Annotated in this window: 15 protein-coding genes; 6 read left to right on the top strand and 9 right to left on the bottom strand. The window is 61.8% G+C overall.

Features of this window, described 5'->3' with window-relative positions; translation table 11 throughout:
• Positions 1 to 17: 17 nt before the first annotated feature.
• On the bottom strand, positions 18 to 914 hold the full coding sequence (murB, locus tag AC1DXO_RS11060; RefSeq protein WP_476978197.1) for a UDP-N-acetylmuramate dehydrogenase: 897 nt from the start codon (positions 912 to 914) through the stop codon (positions 18 to 20).
• Positions 911 to 2,353, bottom strand: coding sequence for a UDP-N-acetylmuramate--L-alanine ligase (murC, locus tag AC1DXO_RS11055; RefSeq protein ID WP_476978196.1), 1,443 nt, complete (start codon positions 2,351 to 2,353; stop codon positions 911 to 913). Before murC ends, murB begins: the two co-directional genes overlap by 4 nt.
• Positions 2,354 to 2,493: 140 nt before the next feature.
• Here murC and AC1DXO_RS11050 point away from each other — a divergent pair, with 140 nt between their 5' ends.
• Both AC1DXO_RS11050 and AC1DXO_RS11045 read left to right on the top strand, forming a co-directional pair.
• Complete coding sequence (locus AC1DXO_RS11050) at positions 2,494 to 2,730, top strand: ribbon-helix-helix domain-containing protein (protein ID WP_476978195.1); 237 nt, start codon at positions 2,494 to 2,496, stop codon at positions 2,728 to 2,730.
• Entirely contained in the window at positions 2,723 to 3,013 is a 291-nt protein-coding gene (locus tag AC1DXO_RS11045; protein WP_476978194.1) for a type II toxin-antitoxin system RelE/ParE family toxin, read from the top strand. The genes AC1DXO_RS11050 and AC1DXO_RS11045 overlap by 8 nt, the downstream gene beginning before the upstream one ends.
• Here AC1DXO_RS11045 and AC1DXO_RS11040 read toward each other — a convergent pair.
• The 3 genes from AC1DXO_RS11040 to AC1DXO_RS11030 all read right to left on the bottom strand — a co-directional run bounded on the left by AC1DXO_RS11040 (position 3,010) and on the right by AC1DXO_RS11030 (position 6,610).
• Complete coding sequence (locus AC1DXO_RS11040) at positions 3,010 to 4,095, bottom strand: AI-2E family transporter (protein ID WP_476978193.1); 1,086 nt, start codon at positions 4,093 to 4,095, stop codon at positions 3,010 to 3,012. The genes AC1DXO_RS11045 and AC1DXO_RS11040 overlap by 4 nt on opposite strands.
• Before the next feature lie 4 nt (positions 4,096 to 4,099).
• Positions 4,100 to 5,251 (bottom strand): undecaprenyldiphospho-muramoylpentapeptide beta-N-acetylglucosaminyltransferase, encoded by a 1,152-nt coding sequence (murG, locus tag AC1DXO_RS11035; RefSeq protein WP_476978192.1) that lies wholly within the window; start codon positions 5,249 to 5,251, stop codon positions 4,100 to 4,102.
• A 201-nt stretch (positions 5,252 to 5,452) separates the two neighbouring features.
• Complete coding sequence (locus AC1DXO_RS11030) at positions 5,453 to 6,610, bottom strand: FtsW/RodA/SpoVE family cell cycle protein (RefSeq protein WP_476978191.1); 1,158 nt, start codon at positions 6,608 to 6,610, stop codon at positions 5,453 to 5,455.
• A 138-nt stretch (positions 6,611 to 6,748) separates the two neighbouring features.
• Between AC1DXO_RS11030 and AC1DXO_RS11025 the strand changes: the two genes are divergently transcribed.
• On the top strand, positions 6,749 to 8,920 hold the full coding sequence (locus tag AC1DXO_RS11025; protein WP_476978190.1) for a GH92 family glycosyl hydrolase: 2,172 nt from the start codon (positions 6,749 to 6,751) through the stop codon (positions 8,918 to 8,920).
• Here the strand turns inward: AC1DXO_RS11025 and AC1DXO_RS11020 are convergent.
• The 4 genes from AC1DXO_RS11020 to AC1DXO_RS11005 all read right to left on the bottom strand — a co-directional run bounded on the left by AC1DXO_RS11020 (position 8,917) and on the right by AC1DXO_RS11005 (position 13,718).
• Entirely contained in the window at positions 8,917 to 9,207 is a 291-nt protein-coding gene (locus AC1DXO_RS11020) for a hypothetical protein (RefSeq protein WP_476978189.1), read from the bottom strand. The genes AC1DXO_RS11025 and AC1DXO_RS11020 overlap by 4 nt on opposite strands.
• Positions 9,208 to 9,261: 54 nt before the next feature.
• Positions 9,262 to 10,689, bottom strand: coding sequence for a UDP-N-acetylmuramoyl-L-alanine--D-glutamate ligase (gene murD, locus AC1DXO_RS11015; protein ID WP_476978188.1), 1,428 nt, complete (start codon positions 10,687 to 10,689; stop codon positions 9,262 to 9,264).
• 201 nt (positions 10,690 to 10,890) lie between these two features.
• A complete protein-coding gene (gene mraY / locus AC1DXO_RS11010) occupies positions 10,891 to 12,006 on the bottom strand; it encodes a phospho-N-acetylmuramoyl-pentapeptide-transferase (RefSeq protein ID WP_476978187.1) in 1,116 nt (371 codons plus the stop codon).
• Between the two features lie 323 nt (positions 12,007 to 12,329).
• Entirely contained in the window at positions 12,330 to 13,718 is a 1,389-nt protein-coding gene (locus AC1DXO_RS11005; RefSeq protein ID WP_476978186.1) for a UDP-N-acetylmuramoyl-tripeptide--D-alanyl-D-alanine ligase, read from the bottom strand.
• 92 nt (positions 13,719 to 13,810) lie between these two features.
• Here AC1DXO_RS11005 and AC1DXO_RS11000 point away from each other — a divergent pair, with 92 nt between their 5' ends.
• The 3 genes from AC1DXO_RS11000 to ggt all read left to right on the top strand — a co-directional run bounded on the left by AC1DXO_RS11000 (position 13,811) and on the right by ggt (position 16,659).
• Positions 13,811 to 14,233, top strand: coding sequence for a response regulator transcription factor (locus AC1DXO_RS11000; RefSeq protein WP_476978185.1), 423 nt, complete (start codon positions 13,811 to 13,813; stop codon positions 14,231 to 14,233).
• Positions 14,234 to 14,332: 99 nt separating this feature from the next.
• Positions 14,333 to 14,866 (top strand): DUF4199 domain-containing protein, encoded by a 534-nt coding sequence (locus AC1DXO_RS10995; protein WP_476978184.1) that lies wholly within the window; start codon positions 14,333 to 14,335, stop codon positions 14,864 to 14,866.
• 83 nt (positions 14,867 to 14,949) lie between these two features.
• Positions 14,950 to 16,659: a gamma-glutamyltransferase gene (gene ggt, locus AC1DXO_RS10990; RefSeq protein ID WP_476978183.1), complete on the top strand. Its 1,710-nt coding sequence runs from the start codon at positions 14,950 to 14,952 to the stop codon at positions 16,657 to 16,659.
• Positions 16,660 to 16,825: the final 166 nt, after the last annotated feature.

Below are 16,825 nucleotides of genomic sequence, written 5' to 3'. Positions count from 1 at the left end.
ATTCGCGGTTCCAAATCTTACAGGGGCTTGCCGATCCGCTTGATTTCCCAATTGAGCTCAACGCCCAGCTTCTGACGGACATCGGCGCGGACGGCCTCGCCCAAGCCTTCCAGGTCGGCAGCGGTCGCCTCGCCGGTATTGATCATGAAGTTGGCGTGCAGGTCCGAAAACTTGGCGCCACCGTACAGCTTGCCGCGCCAACCGGCTTCATCAACGCATTGCCAGGCGCTTTTGCCCTCTGGATTCTTGAAAGTCGAGCCGCCGGTCTTTTCGCGGATCGGCTGGGTCTGTTCGCGCCGGGCCGTGATGGCCTCCATGCGCTCGGTCACTGCCGCCGCATCGTCGGGCGTGCCCTGATAGAGGGCGCCGGTATAGATCAAACCCTCAGGCTCGGAATGACGATAGGAATAGCCCATCTGCGCATTGGACAGGGTGACGCGTTCGCCCGACCGGGTTACGGCATAGGCTTCGACCAGCACGTCCTTGGTCTCGGCACCATAGCAGCCCGCGTTCATAACGATGGCGCCACCAATGGTGCCAGGCACGCCGCGATAGAATTCGAGCCCGGCAATGCCCGCCTGCGCCCCCACCTTGGCGACCTGGGCATCGAGCGCCGCGGCGCCAGCAAAGACACGGGCGCCGTCTCGTGCCTCGACCTCGGCAAAGGCCTTGCCCAGGCGGATGACGACACCCTCGACGCCGCCGTCACGGACCAGCAGATTGGAGCCGACTCCGATGGTCAGGACCGGAACAGCCGGATCGAGCGCCTTGAGGAAATCGCACAGGTCGTCGATGTCGGCCGGCAGGAAGACGACATCGGCCGGGCCGCCGACACGGAACCAGGTAAAGGGCGCCAGGGCGGCATCGCTCATGATCCGGCCCCGCACCGGTGGCAGGTTCGTTTTCCAGCTCATGCCCGGTTTTCCGCGTTTTTTTGGGCCTCGAGCTGGCCCGGCAGGGCGTAGGCCCAGGACGTAATGTCGCCGGCGCCGAGACAGACGACCAGATCGCCCGGCTTGGCCTCTGCCGCGACCAGACCGGCCAGATCCGCGGGACCGTCAAGCGGCACGGCGTTGCGGTGTCCGAAACGGTGCAGGCCTTCGACCAGGGAAGCCTTGCTGACCCCATCGATTGGCTGTTCACCAGCGCTGTAGACATCGGCGACAATGACCATGTCGGCATCGTGGAAGCACGAGGAGAACTCGGTCATCAGGTCGCGCAAACGGGTATAGCGGTGCGGCTGGACGACGGCGATGACACGCCCCTGGGTGACCTGGCGCGCAGCGGTCAGCACGGCGGCGATCTCGACCGGATGGTGACCATAGTCGTCGATGACGCGGATACCATCGACGACGCCGGTCGTCGTAAAGCGGCGCTTGACGCCACCGAAGGCGCCGAGCCCCTTACGCACATTGTCTTCCGTCACGCCCAGCTCACGCGCTATGGCGATGGCGGCCGTGGCATTGCTGACATTGTGGTTACCGGTCATAGGCAGCCTGATCTTTTCCCACGTAAAGGGCTCGACACCGGACGGCGAGAACAGAACGTCGAAGAGCGCGCCTTCCGGGCCGAATTCGATATTGATGCAGCGGACCTCGGCCTGGGGGCTGACGCCGTAGGGGATCAGGCGGCGATTCTCGACCTTGGCGGCCAGGGCCTGGACTTCCGGATGGTCGATACAGACGGCCGCAAAACCATAGAAGGGGATGTTTTCGACAAAATCGACAAAGCCCTTTTTGACGGCTTCGAAATCGCCCCAATGGTCGAGGTGTTCGGCATCGATATTGGTGACGATGGCCAGGGTCGACTTCAAACGCAGGAAGGAACCGTCGGACTCATCGGCCTCGACCACGATCCAGTCGCCGTCACCGACCTTGGCATTGGTGCCATAGGCGTTGATGATGCCGCCATTGACCACGGTCGGGTCCATGCCGCCGGCATCGAGCAGACAGGCAACCATCGAAGTCGTGGTCGTCTTGCCGTGGGTGCCGCCGACCGCAATCGAGAATTGCAGACGCATCAGCTCGGCCAGCATCTCGGCGCGGCGAACCAGGGGAATGCGGCGGCGACGCGCTTCGACCATTTCCGGGTTGTCGTGCTTGACGGCTGTCGAATAGACCAGGGCGCAGACGCCCTCGCTCAGGTGCTCCGTGGCATGGCCGATAAAGATCCTGGCCCCGGCCTTTTCCAGGCGTTCGGTATTGGCGGAGGCCTTGGCGTCGGAGCCCTGAACCTGATAGCCGATCTTGAGCATGATTTCGGCAATACCGCTCATGCCGATGCCGCCGATACCGACGAAATGGACGGGACCGAGATCGAACGGAGTCGGACGCAGCTTGGAAGTGTTGGCCATGGAAGCAGAAATCACGCGGCAAAATGTCAGGAAGGGAACTGGCTTTAGACCATGTAGTAACCCATGTCACTTTTGATTTTCAACTTTGATGGACAGGAGTTTCGTGAGAAGATCAAGACAAGATTTAGCGAAGGCCGGTTATGGGTAAGATGTCGATATCGCTCGATGAAGGCAATGAAAGCTGGGTGCAGGAGCAGGCCGGCGAGGACCCCAACGCATTCGTCAATGATATGATCCGACGGGAACGGGAATATCAGGAAAAGCGGGCCGCGCTTCAGAAAGCCCTTCAGGACGGCATCGACAGCGGCATCAGCGATCGCACGGTCGAACAAATTTGGGCGGAGGCGAAAGCCAGACACAAAGCCAAACATGGCTGACTACGTTATTTCGCGTCTGGCGAGCTACGACCTTGACGACATAGCTGATTATTCCATTGAACAGTTTGGCTTCGATCAGGCCGATCGCTATGCGGAAGGTTTGATAAGATGCTTTGAAAAATTGGCCGCCAATAGATTCATGGGGCACCTGGTGAGTGTCAAGCCGAAGGGTTTGCGCGCTTTCGAATACCAGTCGCACACGATTTTCTACAAGCCGGTGGAAACGTCAATTTTGATCGTCCGTGTCCTCCATCAAGCGATGGACGCCAAACGCCATCTTTAGCTGCTTTTACGTCGCACCGGTTTCGCCGGTTCTGCTTCCGGCGCATCGTCCGGTTCGCTGACGTCCTCGCCCTCATAAAAGCGCATGGCCAGGGTGTAGAGCACAACGGTCAGCGGCATGGCGTACAGCACGCCCACAGGGCCCAGCAGGCCCGCGAAACCGACCACGGCGAACAGGGTCAGGACCATGGGCACCGATGCAATCCGATTCTGCACCATCGGCGTGATGATATTGCTCTCCAGTTGCGACACGCCGACATAGACCGCCAGGGCCAGCAGAAAGGTCGTCCAGCCGGCGACACCGGCCAGCAGCAGACCGGGTCCGGCCGACACCACCGGTCCGACAATGGGGACGAACTGCGCCAGGCCGGACATCATGCCGAGCGCCAGGGCCGACGGCACTTTCAGCACCCACAGGCCCACACCGGTCAACACCCCGACCAGGATCATGGAAATAAGCTGGCCGATAAACCATTTGCGCAGGGCATGACCGGCGACATTCATGGCGTCCTTGACGCGCGCCTTATAGTCATCCGGAAACAGGAAGACGACGCCGTCGCGATACTTGCCGGGATTGACCGCCAGGACGATGCCGCCGACCAAGGCGACCAGAAAATTGGCCACGACGCCCAGCACATTGCCGGCGATCAGCGGTATCTGCGATGCGACACTACCCGCCTGCTGGCCCAGTGACTTCATCTGGGTTTGGACTTCATCGCCCAATCCAAGCGCCGTCAACCGGGTCTGAAGGGCCGCCCAGGCTTCCGGCAACTGGGCCGACAGGTTCTGCACCTGGACCACAATATCGCGCCCGAACAGGTAGAAGGTGGTGACGATCAGCCCCAGGACCAGCAGGACTGCGGCCAGCACAGCCAGGGGCGCGGTGAGCCGGGCATAGGTCATCAGCGGCTCGGCAATGGCGCGCAGGACCACGGCGATGACGATGGCGCCGAAGATGATCACCCACAGGCTCATCAGGTGATAGGCCAGCAGGGCGCCGGCTATGGCCAGGATGACGAAGCCGACCCTTTGCATGAAACCCGCTGTCAGCCCGGCAGTCTTGCGGTCGGTATCACCTGTCATGATGTCAGCCCTTTATCCTTGTAACGGTCCGTTCGACCAGGTCGGCCATGCGTTTGGCGGCATCGGGCCGGGCAACCGATTTGGCCGCCCGGGCGCGCATCGGCAACAGGGCCGCGCCTTCGATCATGGTGCGGATTTCTTCGGCCAGCTTGGCGACGGTGACGTCGTCTTCCTTAATCACCACGGCCGCCTTGGCCTCTTTCAGCACCTCGGCGTTATAGGTCTGGTGATCGTCAGCGGCGATCTTGAGGGGGATCAGGATGGACGGCTTGCCGGCTACGGCCAGTTCGCAGACGGTCGAGGCGCCCGAACGACCGATGACGATATGGGCCTTGGCCAGACGCTCGGCCATGTTGTTGAAGAAGGGCGAGACCTCGGCCGCGATCTCGGCGTCGCGATAGATCCGCGCGGCCGCTTCGGCCTGTTCGGCGCGGGCCTGCTGTTCGACATGCAGGTTGATACGCAGCGAGATCGGCAAACTGGCCAGCGCCAGGGGCACGGTTTCGGACAGGATCTTGGCGCCCTGGGAACCGCCGGTGACGAGGATGCGCAGGGTGGTCTTTTCGGTGTCGGGATAGGGAATGTCGTAGAGCGCGCGGATATCGGGCCGAACCGGATTGCCGACGACCTGGACCTTGCCCTCCATTTCGGTCGGCGCCATGCGCAGCACTGGAAAGGCGCAGGCGACCGCATCGACCTTGGTCACCAGTTGCCGGTTGGAACGCCCCAGAACCGAGTTCTGCTCATGGATCAGGGTAATGTCTTTGCGCTGTAAAGCCGCCATTAGCGCCGGATAGGACGGATAGCCGCCAAAGCCGATGACGGCCCACGGTTTCAGGCGGGCGAAAGCCTTGCGCGCCTGCAGGATGCCGAGACCGACCTTGATGGCTGCCTTCGCCATGCCGATCGGGTCGCCAATCTTGAAGGTGGCGGAGTCGAGCGACAGGCGTTCGACGGCGGGAAAGTGCTCGGCATAGGCCGCACCCCGCGCGTCGGAGGCCAGGACGACCTGCCAGCCACGTGAAATTAACTCGCGCGCCAGGGCTTCGGCCGGGAACATATGTCCGCCGGTACCGCCGGCAGCGACAATGGCCAGGGGCGTTTCGGAAAAGGAAGCGGCCTTGCGGCGTGGTTTGGGAGGTTTGGCTACAGCCACGGCGTCTTGCCCTTTAATACAATATGTCGGCTATCAAGCCGACTCTTCGCAAAACTTCAAGCTCTTGCGAAGGATTGGCCCGAGACAAGCGCAATCCGACAAAGTGTGCAGCACTTTTCGGATAAATTGCGCGACAACTACAAACCCGCTTGTCCATATCGAAACCACATCAAAATGCCCTTCGCATTTTGATGTGAGATACTACCACTTTGTCGGATCGTCGAGCGGAACCTCTTCCTGGCGTTTGCGCGTCAGTGCCAGGATAAAGCCGAGCGTCAGCCCCATGGCCAGCATGGACGACCCGCCATAGGAGATGAATGGCAGGGTCATACCCTTGGGCGGGATCAGCCCCAGATTGACGCTGACATTGATCAACACCTGGGTGCCCAGCATGATGTACAGGCCCGACGTCGCGATCTGGCGAAACGGGTCCTGCATGGCCATGGCCTTGAGCAAACCGCGGACAACGATAAAGCCGAAAATGCCGATCAGGATCAGGGTCAGCCACAGGCCATATTCTTCCCCTACCACCGAATAGATGAAGTCGGTATGCAGGTCAGGAATGTGCTTCTTCATCACGCCTTCGTTCAGCCCCTGGCCCCACAGGCCGCCATTGGCGATGGCCGCCTTGGCGCTGTTGACCTGGTAGCCGCTATCGGCGTCGGGCTTCAGAAAGCCCAGCAGGCGGTTGCGGAAGTGTGGCTGGATAAAGAACAGGCCGACCAGGCCGGTCGTGGCCGCGCCCAGCATGCCGACGATCCAGCGGAACGGCACGCCCGAGATAAAGAAACAGGCGCCAAACACGGTGGTGATCAGGATTGACTGGCCGACATCGGGCTGGATCAGCAGCAGGACGATCGCCGTCGCATAGAGGATAAAGGCGACCGTCACACCCGGCACGCCCTTGCCCTTTTGGCCTTCCGAGAACATCCAGGCGATCAGCACGATCAGGGCAGGTTTGAGGAATTCCGAAGGCTGGAGCGCGACGGGTCCCAGTTCGAGCCAGCGGCGGCCGCCCTTGGCTACATGTCCGAACAAAGGCAGCATGGCCATGATGCCGATGGCGCCGCCATAGACCAGGACGCTGACCCGTTTGATGCCCTTCAGCGACAGCATCGATACAGCGATCATGCCAAAGGCCGTCATCAGGGCGAAAACGAAATGACGCTTGGTGTAGTAGATCGGGTCGTAGGCGTCGGTATGGGGTGCCGCCACCGGACTCGACGAAAACGAAAAGAAGAAGCCCAGCATCAGCAGGATGAGGACCAGGGCCAGGGTCACACGATCCAGCGTCCACCACCATATGGCGGTCGGCGAGCGGTCGGTGCGGGTAAAGGGGTGGGCATAGGCCTGGGTCATGACGCGAACTTAAGCTTTCAGGCGAGCGAACAGCCAGAAAGAGGAATCGCTCCGTCACGGTTAATATTGCCTTAACCACCTTCTCGATTGGCAAGACAAAATTAGCAGCTAAGGTAAGACAAAACCGGGAGACCGAACATGAAGTCCATTCTGCTGGCAGCCGCCGCCTGCCTATGCCTTACGACTCCCGCTTTTGCCCAGACCGAACTGGCCGATCCGTTTGTCGGGTCAGAAGGTGGCGGCAATACGGTGCCGGGTGCTCAGGTGCCGTTTGGCTTCGTCATGGCCAGTCCCGACACTACCCATGGCGACACCAACGGCTATGACGGCTGGTCGCCGGTCGTCGGTTTTTCCGCCACCCACGTCTCTGGGACGGGCGGAGCGAGCAAGTACGGCAGTTTCCGTGTCACGCCGCTCAGCGGGCCGGTCAATCCGCGCAACCTGTCCTTTGCGCGCCACAATGAAACGGCCAGTCCCGGACTGTACAGCGTCGATGTCGGCGACACACCCATCCATGTCGTGCTAACCGCCACGCGCATGGTCGCCGTCGAGCGCTATACCTTCCCGGCCGGGGCACCAGCCAATCTGCTGCTCGATGTGACCTCAGCCGTGCAACTGGGCGGCGGCGGGCCACGCGCCACCTCCGCCCATGCCGAAACCCACGCCAACGGCAGCCTGTCCGGCCAAGCCAGTTTCACCGGCGGATGGAACGGTGCGCCCTTTACCTTGTATTTTTATGCTGACTTTGATCGAACACCAGTGACCAGCGGAACCTGGACGGCGACCCAGGGGGCATCGACCGTGACACCCGGCATCGGCGCTGTTGACGGCGGCGACCAGCGCGGCAACATCGCCAATCGCATCGGCCTGTATGCCGGCTTCGACCCGGCCAAGGGTCCCGTGACGATGAAGCTGGCGGTATCGTTCGTCAGCGTCGAGGCCGCAAAGGCTCACCTGACCACCGAAGCATCGGGTAACTTCGACGCCATCCGCGCGTCGGCGGCGGCCCAATGGCAATCGGCCCTGGCGCAGATCGACGTCAGCGGCGGAACGGACGCTCAGCGCAAACAGTTTTACAGCGCGCTCTACCGCGTCCACACCATGCCGCACGACATCAGCGGAGATAATCCGTGGTGGACGTCGAACGAACCGCATTACGAAGACTTCTACACACTGTGGGACACCTTCCGCGGCGTCCATCCCCTGCTGACCCTGATCCAGCCCCAGCGCCAGCGCGACATTATCCGTTCACTGCTCGACACTTATCAGCATACCGGCTGGCTGCCCGACGCGCGCATTGCCGGCGCCAACGGCCTGACCCAGGGCGGCTCGAACGGCGACGTCCTGATCGCCGACGCTGTGGTCAAGCACCTGGGTGGCTTCGATCAAAACCTGGCCTACGAGGCCATCAAAAAGGACGGCGATATCGACTCGCCCGATCCGCTCAATGTCGGCCGCAGCCTGAAAACCTATGGCACACTTGGCTATATGTCGCTGTCGGAAACGCGCTCGGCGTCACGGACGATGGAATATGCCTATGACGACTTCGCCATCTCCGAGGTCGCTGCCGCCCTGGGCCACAAGGACGACGCCGAGCGTTTCGCCAAGCGGTCGCTGAACTGGCGCAATCTGTGGGATGCGAAGACCCAGTGCATCCGCCCACGCTACAGTGATGGCGCCTGGCTGGAAAACTTCGTTTGCGGCTATCGCTATCCCGATTCAACGACGCCGTGGTGGGACGGTCCCTATTACGAAGGCTCGGGCTACCAGTATTCGACCTATGTGCCACACGACGTGGCGACCCTGATCGACTATACCGGCGGCAAGGCGGGCTTTGTCGCCTGGCTGGACCGCTTCTTTGTCGGCGATTATGACCAGGGCAACGAGCCCGATATACTGGCGCCCTATCTCTATTCGGTTGCCGGACGGCCGGACAGGACGGCCGACCGGGTCAGGCGGATTCTCAGCGACAACTATCATCCGACGCACAACGGCCTGCCCGGCAATGACGACGCCGGCGCCATGTCAGCCTGGTATGTGTGGAGTTCGATCGGGCTATATCCGAATGCCGGCCAGCCATTGTACTATATCGGCTCGCCGCTGTTTACACGTAGTGTCATCCGATTGGAGGGCGGCAAGACCTTTATCGTCTCGGCGCCCGCGACGTCCGAAGCCAACCGTTATGTCGTCGGAGCACGACTGAACGGCAAGGCAATCGACCGGGCGTGGCTAAGCCATGACGAAATCGGCGCCGGTGGTGAACTGGAACTGGATATGGCGGCGGCGCCCAGCACCTGGGCGACGCGTTAAGACTTCGACTTGCCGAAATCGAACCAGGACCCGAGCGCGAAGATACCCATCAGCAGGTACATCAGCCACCAACTGCCGAGACCGTCGACAGTACCGGCGCTGAGATGAATGCCGAAGAGCATCGCTCCGTTTTCCGGCATGGACATGCCCGACATATCCATACCGCTCATGTCCATAGTAGCCATGGGCGCCTTGGCCGCCTGATGATGCAACAGCCATGTTACCACCGCCATAAGCAGGAACACCGGCGCCGCCAGATAGCGCAGCAAAGCCCGCAAAACACCCATAATTGCCTCCCCTTGGTTCGGGAGACTATGACGCATGGACATGGAACCGTAAAGTCAGGCCTTGACGTCCTGGACGCCAGCCACGGCGATCGATTTGGATATTTCCGAGACAGCGTCCTTAAAAGCATCGCCGCGCGCTTCGAAATCGCTGAACTGGTCAAAGCTGGCGCAGGCCGGCGAGAACAGCACGATCTCTTCCCTGCCGGTCTTTTCGGCCTCGGCATAGGCCTGGGCTACGGCAGTGAACAGGTGGCGCGACTGGGTGCACTCTACGCCGGAACCCAGGGTTTTCTCGAACAAGGCTGCCGCCTCGCCGATCAGAAAGGCGTGTTTGACGCGCGGATAGAGGTCGCGCAGGTCTTCGATGCCACCCGCCTTGGCGCGGCCGCCGGCGATCCAGTAAAAGCTGTCAAAGCTCGACATCGCCTGGCGCGCCGCGTCGGAATTGGTCGCCTTGGAATCGTTGATAAAGCGCACCTTACCGATGCGGCCGATCTCCTGCATGCGGTGATCGAGACCCGGAAACGAGCGCATGCCGGCAACGATCGCTTCGGCATCCAGCCCCAGCGCCTTGCAGGCGCAATAGGCCGCCGCTGCGTTTTGCCAGTTGTGGCGTCCGGTCAGGCTGCGCACGGCCTTGAGATCGATGATCTGGCGCGGCCGCACCGTCGTGCCGTCATAGAGGACGCCGTTGATGGCATAGACGCCGTGGCCCAGGGTGCGGCGTGACGAGATCGGGATCAGCTTGACCGGATGATTGACGCGCATCTCGGAAATCAGGGCGGCGGAAAAGTCGTCATCGGCACCGATGACCGCCGTCTGCCCCTTGTCCTGGTTCATAAAGATGCGCTTCTTGGCGGTGATATAGCCTTCCATGCCTCCGTGACGGTCGAGATGGTCGGGCGAGAAGTTCATCAGCACCGCGACGTCGGGCTTGAAGGTCAGGGTCAGGTCCAGCTGGTAGGACGAGGTTTCGATGACATAGATCGAGCCGGCGTGCATGTCTTCCAGATCGAGCACGCCAATACCGATATTACCGCCAACATGGACGTCCTTGCCCGCCGCCTTCAGAATATGACCGATCAGCGCCGTCGTGGTCGACTTGCCGTTGGTGCCGGTGATGGCGACCGTCTTGGGCCGCTTGTGGGCTGGTATGCGCGCCAGGGTGCGGGCAAACAGCTCGATGTCGCCCAGGACCTGGACATTGGCCGCCTTGGCCGCCTTGACGGTCCAGTGCGGTTCCGGATGGGTCAGCGGCACGCCCGGTGACAGCATCAGGGCGTCGAAGTCGCTCCAGTCGGCCTTCTTCAGGTCCTCGACAATGAAGCCTTCCTTCATGGCGACGGCGGTCGAGGCGACCTTGTCGTCCCACAACACCGGCTCGGCGCCACCTGCCTTCAAAGCCCGCGCGGCGGACAGGCCCGAGCGTCCCAGCCCGAAGATGGCAACCCGCTTGCCTTCAAAACCCTTGACCGGAATCATATATCCTCCTCGCAAAAAAGTCCCTCGCGACGCGCTATGCGCTCGCTCAGTGTACTTTTTCGCGGTTTCATAACGACAAGGTCAGGCTCGGGGCGGCCCTTCGCCTGAACTTGACTTCTTGTGTAGGGCGAACTGCCGCCTTTGGCTTCAGTTCGCAAGAGAAAAAAGCAAAATTTTCGAGCCGGGCGGCTTTAGCCGTTGCTACCGGATTTTCAGCGTCGCCAAACCGACCATGGCCAGCATGGCAGCGACGATCCAGAACCGGATAACGACAGTGGATTCCGCCCAGCCCAGCTTTTCGAAATGGTGGTGGATCGGCGCCATCAGGAAGACCCGCTTCTTGGTCAGCTTGAAATAGCCGATCTGGATCATGACCGACAAGGCCTCCATGACAAACAGTCCGCCGATGATCGCCAGGACCAGTTCGTGCTTCACGGACACCGCCACGGCGCCCAATCCGCCGCCCAGGGCCAGCGAACCTGTATCGCCCATGAAGATCTTGGCCGGCGGCGCGTTGTACCACAGGAAGCCCATGCCTCCGCCGATAATGGCGGCGCAAATCACCGCCACTTCACCCGCGCCGGGCACGAAATGGACGATCAGATAGTTGGCGAAATTGTAGTTGCCGACCAGATAGGCGATCAACGCAAACGCACCCGCAGCGATCATCACCGGCACGATGGCCAGACCGTCGAGACCATCGGTCATGTTGACGGCATTAGACGCGCCGACAATGACGAAGGCGCCCCAGGCGAGATACCAGATGCCGAGGTCGAACATGAAGTTCTTGGCCACAGGGAAGGTCAGCATGGTGTTGAGGTGCGGCAGGGCCTGCGGACCCGGCTGCTGCAGATAGACCAGGGCGGCGACAGCGCCGACGGCAATAACCGCCTGGATGATCAGCTTCTGCGGTCCGGACAGGCCAGCCGAGGTCTGTTTGGTGACCTTGGCATAGTCGTCGATAAAGCCCAAGGCGCCATAGGCCATGGTCACGCCGAAGACGACCCAGGCGGCGATGGAATGCGGATCGGCCCACAGGACGGTAGCCACCGCGATGCCGGCCAGGATCATCAGCCCACCCATGGTCGGCGTGCCCTTTTTGGTCAGCAGGTGCGACGCGGGACCATCTTCACGGATCGGCTGGCCCTTGCCCTGGCGGGCGCGCATCCAGCGAATGAAGCGTGAGCCCATGGCGACGGCGACAATCATGGCGGTGATCATGGCGAGGAAAATGCGCACCGTCTGATATTTCATCAGATTGATCAGCGGCCAGTGCTCGCCCAGCCGGACAAAGTGCTCATACAGGAGATAAAACATTCAACGCCTTGGTCTTGAACTGCGCCGCGCGGCGGCCTTCGGTACGACTCACGCCACATGTGCGTCGTTCACCTGTCCCTTATCGCACTGGCGCCCGTCTCTCAAGCTTGGCGATGGTGGATTATGGACGGGCGATTCACATCCGCGCGATGCGAGTCGTGAAGGAAGAAGCTAAACCGCAGATTTCGCCGATTGGCGCAGATTTTTCAGAGCGCGCTTACCAGGCGTCCGAAAATGCGCGGAAGCGTCCTGACGAAAGCCTGGGCAGGCCGCTTCGGATAGTTTTGAAGAAATCTGCGTTAATCGGCGAAATCTGCGGTTTTCTAACCCGCGATCAGCCGCTTCGCGATCAGGCCGGCCTTGGAGCCATTCGAACCCTTGACCATCACCACGTCGCCGGGCCGTAAGCCGTTCTCTACGACGGGCAATAATTCGGCCGCCGTTGCTGCATATCCGCCCTGCAAACCCGACGGCAGCACGTCCCACAGGCTTTGCATCAACGGGCCGGCGAGATAGACCTTGTCCACGCCGGCTTCGACCACCGCCTCGGCTAGGCCGGCGTGCAGGGCCGCCTCGTCGGGTCCCAGTTCCAGCATGTCGGTCATGACGGCGATCTTGCGGCCCGCCGTGTCGCGCTGACCCAGGCTGGCCAGGGTGGCCGTCATCGACACCGGATTGGCGTTGTAGCTCTCGTCAATGACCGTGATGACGCCGTGGCCGAAGGCGACGTCGACGACCTTGCCGCGGCCCTCGAGAGTCGCGAAGGATTCCAGCGCCAGCAACGAGGTATCGAGATCGACGTCCAGCGCCTCCAGCATCAGCAGGGTCGCAAGGGCATTCACCGCCTGGTGGCGGCCGGTATGCGACAGACTGAACAAAATATCACGGCCATGGAATTTGGCAGCGATCGAGGCGCGGTCACCATTGACGCGGTGTTCGACCAGCTGCGCATCGACTCCGCCGCTTTCGCCGAAGGCTGCAACCAGGGCGCCGGCGCCGCGCGCCCGCTGCGCAAGGAAATCGAACCAGCGATTGTCGGCATTGAGGATGGCCAGCCCACCCGGCAGCAGACCGTCGAAGATTTCGGCCTTGGCGGCGGCGACGCCAGCCTCGCCATCGGGGAAGTTTTCGGTATGGACGGCGCCGACTGTGGTGATGACGACAGCATGGGGCGCTACAAACTCGGCAAGGGGCGTAACCTCATCGGCGTGGTTCATGCCGATCTCGAACACCGCGCGTTGCGTATCGGCCGGCATGCGCGCCAGGGTCAGTGGCACACCGATATGGTTGTTGAAACTCTTGATCGCGGAGTGGGCGCGACCGGCGCGCAGCAATCCTTGCATGACCATTTGAGTGACGCTTGTCTTGCCGACGCTGCCTGTCACCGCGCCGCGCTTGGCGGAGACCGCCCGGTCGCGGGCGAAGACGGCGATGTCTTCCAGCGCTTTTTGCACGTCGGGAACCAGCAGGCACGGACCGCCTTCGATAGGGCGCCGGGTGACCGCCAGGGCCGCGCCCGACTGGAACGCCTGCGGCACGAAATCATGGCCATCGCGCGCGCCCTTCAGCGCCAGGAAAATGTCGCCGGGGACCAGGGCACGGCTGTCGAAATTGATGCCCGAGGCGTCGCGCGTCCCGCCTTCACTCAGGCCCGTCAGGGTGCCGCCGGTAGCGCTGGTCAGTTCATCAAAGGTCCACAGGGGTTGGGTCATGGCAGTCTCCGAAATCGAAGCGTCATTGAACCTGAGTCAGATATGAAGGCAATGGCTTTGTCGCCCGGCTGTGATAGGCTGGGCGGCGAAGGATGGAAATGATGTGGAAACAGGTGGTTATTTCGGGGGCTATATTGGCGGCGGGGACCCTGGCCCTGCAATGTCTCGACTATCTGCGCCTGACACGGGTCTATACAACCGACATCTATATCGGACTGGTGGCCGTGGCCTGTCTGGCCCTGGGAATCTGGATCGGCACCCGCCTGATGCGCCGCCCAGCGCCCGCCCCGTTCGACGGCAATCCGCAGGCCCTGGCAGCACTGGGCATCAGTCCGCGTGAACTGACGGTGCTTCAGGAACTGGCGGCCGGACGGTCCAACAAGGAGATAGCCCGCCAGCTCAAGGTCTCACCCAATACGATCAAGACGCATGTGGCGCGCCTGTTCGAAAAGCTGGAAGCCAGGCGGCGGACGGACGCCATCAACCGGGCGCGGGAACTGGGCCTGCTGCAATAATTTTCAGACGGCATGGCGCAAATCACCCTTTTGGGCGATTGCCAGGCACCGCCGGAAGTGGCCTGTCTCAAGGCGTCGTAATGTTCTGGAGATTTTGCCATGCTGAAGAAAATCCTGTTCTGGGGCGTCCTCGCCGGTATTCTCGCCGGCCTGCCCATGTCCTTCCTGGCGCTGGGCACGACAAGCCACGCGGCCCACAGCATGACGGTTGGCTACCTGACCATGCTGATCGCGCTAAGCACCATCTTCCTGGCCATCAAACGCCATCGCGATCTCGCCCAGGGCGGGGTTATTCGCTTCTGGCCGGCCCTCGTTATGGGCCTGGGGATCAGCGTGATCGCCGGCGTACTGTATGCCGCCATCTGGGACATGGCGGTCATGATCACCCATACGGATTTCGCCGGCAACTACGCCAAGTCGGTTATCGCCGGCGCGCAGGCCAAGGGCTCAAGCGCTGCGGACCTGGCGAAACTGACCGCCGACATGGACCAGTTCAAAGCGCAGTATGCCAATCCGCTGTATCGCTGGTCGATGACCTTTATCGAGATATTCCCGGTCGGGGTGCTGGTGTCTCTGGTCAGCGCCATACTGCTGTGCAACAGCCGCTTCCTGCCGGCACGCGCCCGGACCTGAACCGACCCCACATCGGCTATTGACGCCCGTCCGTACACGGACCACTGTTCGCACATGCACATTAACCTTGTGAGGGCGGGCCCTTGTCGCACATCTCAATGTCCTGGCTGAAGGCCGCGGTCCTGGGCCTGGGCCTGTGTGTTGCAGCGTCCGCGGCTGAGGCCAAGCCCGCCAAACCTGTGCTGAGTGCGGGAGCCATCGCCTCACCCGACATGTATGCCGCCCAGGCAGCAAAAGAGGTGCTCGACAAGGGCGGCAATGCGGTTGACGCCGCGGTCGCCACCGCCTTCACCCTGGCCGTCACCTATCCCGAAGCCGGCAATCTCGGCGGCGGCGGTTTCATGGCCCTGGTTATCGACGGCAAGCCCTATTTTCTCGACTATCGCGAAACCGCTCCGGCCGCCGCCCGCGCCGACATGTATCTCGATGCCTCGGGCGAACCTGTCGCCGACTGGTCACAATTCGGCCCGTCCTCGGCGGCCGTGCCCGGAACAGTCATGGGACTTTACGAAGCCCACAAGCGTTTCGGCAAGTTGAGCTGGGCGACCGATATCGCCCCGGCCATCCGCTATGCCCGCGACGGTTTTACGGTCAACGAACAACTGGCGCAGCTAACCGACGACAGCAAGACTCCCTTCGTCGGCGTGACAAATTTTGACAGCTATTTCAGCGGCATCCAACCTAGAGCCCTCTTCCGTCAACCCGACCTGGCCCTCACCCTGGAACGGATCGCCCGGCAAGGACCGGACGGCTTTTACAAGGGCCGAACCGCCGACCTGATCGTCGCCCAGATGACGCGCAGCACACCTGCCGGCCTGATCAGCAAGGCCGACCTGGCAGGTTACCGGGCGGCCTGGCGCGACCCTGTCGTCGGGCCGTGGCGCAACGCCAAAGGCGAGACCTTTCAGGTGGTGACCGCACCACCACCCAGTTCCGGCGGGATCGCCCTTTTGCAGATGCTGACCATGAAGGAGGACAACGCCGCCCTGTTCAGGGACGTGGCGCTGAATTCGCCGCAATATATCCATCTGGTCGCCGAGATCGAAAAACGCGTCTTCGCCGACCGCGCGCAATATCTCGGCGATCCCGACTTCATCACCGTACCGGTTGCGGCCCTGACTGATCCCGGCTATCTGGCCCGCCGCGCCGCCCAGGTCGATCCACTGAAACCGTCGCCGACCCCCGACGTTAAACCCGGCCTGGAAAAACCGCAGACGACGCACTTCTCCATAGTCGACCGCTGGGGCAATGCGGTGTCCAACACCTATACGCTGAACGGCTGGTATGGCGCGGGCGTGGTGGTCGAGGGCGCAGGCTTTCTGCTGAATGACGAGATGGACGATTTTTCCGCCAAGCCGGGTGCGCCCAACATGTATGGCGTGGTCGGCGGCGACGCCAATGCCATCGCCCCGCACAAGCGCCCGCTGTCGTCGATGACGCCGACCATCCTGATGAAGGACGGAAAGGTCGCCATGGTTCTCGGTACACCCGGCGGCTCGCGTATCTTTACCTCGGTGTTCCAGGTCCTGGCCGACGTCTATGATTATGACCAGCCCCTGCCCGAAGCGCTGAAGCTGATGCGCTTCCATCACCAACTGCTGCCGGCCGATACCATTTTTACCGAACCCTACGCCCCTTTGTCGGCTGAGTTGACGGCGCAACTGGCGGCGCGCGGCTATCGCGTCGAGGACCAGGGCTATAATGGCGATATCGAGGCCATCCAGATCGTCGGCGATACCCCCATCCCCGCCGCCGACCCACGCGCCCGCGGCGTGGCCATGACCGTTCCTTGACCCTGCCGGTTTAAGCCGTTGGACTGTGCCAAAATTCCACGGATGGTGGGCTAAGCCGCTGCGGTGAGTCGAAAATGGCTAGCCGTCGAGCACCGCAGCGGAGCGTACTCCAGTACGTGAGCAGCGGAGCGCAGATGGATGGCCATTTGCAGACCTCCGCAGTGGC

This window comes from Asticcacaulis sp. P2_C5, from assembly GCF_056404555.1.
This window is presented reverse-complemented; position numbering and strand designations above follow the sequence as displayed.